Annotated in this window: 1 protein-coding gene and 2 pseudogenes; all 3 read left to right on the top strand. The window is 42.8% G+C overall.

Annotation, left to right across the window (positions count from 1 at the left end):
- Positions 1-386, top strand: a pseudogene (locus tag LC574_RS35830) (hypothetical protein); the annotation flags it as partial.
- Positions 387-487: 101 nt separating this feature from the next.
- Positions 488-1,672, top strand: coding sequence for a hypothetical protein (locus tag LC574_RS35825; RefSeq protein ID WP_229458375.1), 1,185 nt, complete (start codon positions 488-490; stop codon positions 1,670-1,672).
- Positions 1,669-2,409: pseudogene (locus LC574_RS35820) on the top strand (type IV secretory system conjugative DNA transfer family protein); the annotation flags it as partial. The gene LC574_RS35825 and the pseudogene LC574_RS35820, both read left to right, overlap by 4 nt.

Raw genomic sequence — 2,409 nt, 5'->3', positions numbered from 1 at the left:
CAGGAAGTCCATCTTACACTAGTCTAGTGATTAAACCAGATTCGGTTCGTCCATTACCTGTAGCACCTGTAGCCATTAAACCGGAACTAGTCCTAACTACCTTAGATAAGATACCAACACCAGCAACAATACCCCAACAAACAGCAGCAACTATAAACTCTATATTACCTAGTAGGGCTTTACCAAGAAATGATGCTAATGCTCTTGCTTATGGTTTAGCGCTCGCTCATAGTAATGGTCAAATTCAAGAGGGTTCAATAACTTGGAAAAAAGCTCAGGATGCGATTAAATTACTACGTCAGGGCAAGAGCAAAGAAGAAGCTATTTTGCGTTCTGGTGTTAAGGAGGAAGTTTTTAATCAGTTAATTCAGTGGGGGCAAAAATAATGATTCAAAAGCGTGACTTATTGAAAGAGTTGGATAATTTATTTGGAGTAGTGATTCTCTATCGCTATATTTCTTTATTAGTTAATTAATCAGGAGATCAAATGAAGTTGAAACAATATTTATTAACAGCTATGTCTTTAATTCCATTTGTCTTGCCTGCCCCATCAAAGGCTGAAACTCCGACAATTACCTATTCGCAAGGTCAATATCTTGTTCAGGCTCCTGACTGGTCACGAATCACATGGGATAATCTCCCGCCTGTGCAACAACCGGGATATCTAAGCATTCCACAGAATCTCATCTCGCTATTTGGATATGACCCGTCACGTTCCTGGTCAGCAGGACAAAAAGTTGATTCTGTTGTGATGCTGGGTGATGCGGATGATGCATTTAAAATGTCCAGTTTGAGCCTGAAATCGATAAGTTCAATCGCACCAAGTAATAACAAACTGACACTAAAAGATTTTGGATTAATGCAATGGCAGACACCAGCATCACTAGTTAAGTCCATCCCTAGTTTAGGAAACTTAAGCCTTCAAAAAGTCCCACCAATAGCCGCCTTATTGTCTAGGAATAGGGTATTAAGTGGTGGAAACATTTCTCAAATTTTACGGTCAAACCCGGAAGCAGCGAATCTCCCTTTAGGTAAACTTGATTTAAGCAAGTACTCGTTAAACTCTATACCAGGATTAACATCAACTTCCTTGGGAAAATTCAAGTCTTGGCAGCAAAGTTATATTAACCAAGTCCCTGGATTAAACCAAGTACCCTTCGATAAGATGCCCCAACCAATTAATTCTGGTGTTGGTGTTGTGGGAATTGCTTCTGTAGTTCTTGGTACTTCTGAAAGAGGTGATACTTATGTTGGAAATAATTATTTTATCTCTGGCAGTGTAGTAAGGGGCGATAAAACTGTACCTACTGCTTGTGCTGCTGGTAAAGAATGCTCATATCTAGAAATGGGCGACTTCTCAGGTTCAGAGGGTGCATTATATGGAAAGCGCTGGGCTTCTGGGTCATCACAGCAGGTAAAAGGTGGTTATGGTTTCTTGGCTGCGGTCAATTCCGGGAAGGAACCGACAGGACGGCTGGTATATGGTAGTGGATTCAAGGTTGCATTGACCGGAGTGAATGAATCATTTGGTACAGCAGACTTTGGGTTGTTCTTCCGAATCTGTGTGCGTCCTCCTTTTATGCAAAAAACTTGTACGCCCTATTTTATTGGGCCAGTGCCTTGGCTTGGAGTTAAAGAGAATGGGTTAGTTATTGTGGGGAGCGGACAATGACAACGACCAACACGCAAGTCAATGCTAACCAATTCATTCCACCAGGACTCTCTTCTGCACTAATCTCACCCGCAGGGCTGGGGCTACTGGCCTGTGGTGCGGTGATTGTGGTAGCCAAATACATAGATGCCAAAAGGGGTAAAGCTAAATTAGCGACTGCAAGATGGGGTGGAACAGCAGAGAAGACAGCAGCCCGTAAACTAGCGTGCAAACAAATAAATAAACGTAAACATAATCGTGTGTCTCTGTACGTCGGCACTCCCAAGAATATAAAAAGTGAAATTGTCAATGGCATCAGGAAAACGTGCATTCCCGAAGATCCAGTAACCCTTTACTTACCAGACGCACAACGGGGGATTTTCGTTTGTGGTGGCCCAGGTTGTGGAAAATCATTTTCAATGATTAATCCGTTGATTCGTTCAGCAATAGATCAGGGATTTCCACTAGCCGTTTACGACTTTAAGTATGCAGAGCAAGAATCAGCAACAACCGCATCTAAAGGACAAGCCCCAATACTCGCGGGGTATGCACTCGAACGTGGTTACAAAGTCACCGTCTTAGCCCCAGGATTTCCAGAATCTGCGATCGCCAATCCAATAGATTTTCTTCGCAATAATGAAGACTCGGAAATGGCGCGGCAGCTTGCGATCACTCTCAACCGCAACTTTCAACTAGGTGAAAAAGATTCAGGAAACAGCTTCTTCACGAATGCCGGAGATCAGCTAGTACAGATCGGA

Source organism: Nostoc sp. CHAB 5715 (assembly GCF_020829685.1).
Classification (GTDB): Bacteria; Cyanobacteriota; Cyanobacteriia; order Cyanobacteriales; family Nostocaceae; genus Nostoc.
Note: the sequence above shows the minus strand (reverse complement) of the source record. Positions and strands in the feature narration are given on the sequence as shown.

Coding starts and splice junctions, on each gene's coding strand:
- LC574_RS35825 (WP_229458375.1), top strand. CDS start 488: ATGAAGTTGAAACAATATTTATTAACAGCTATGTCTTTAATTCCATTT.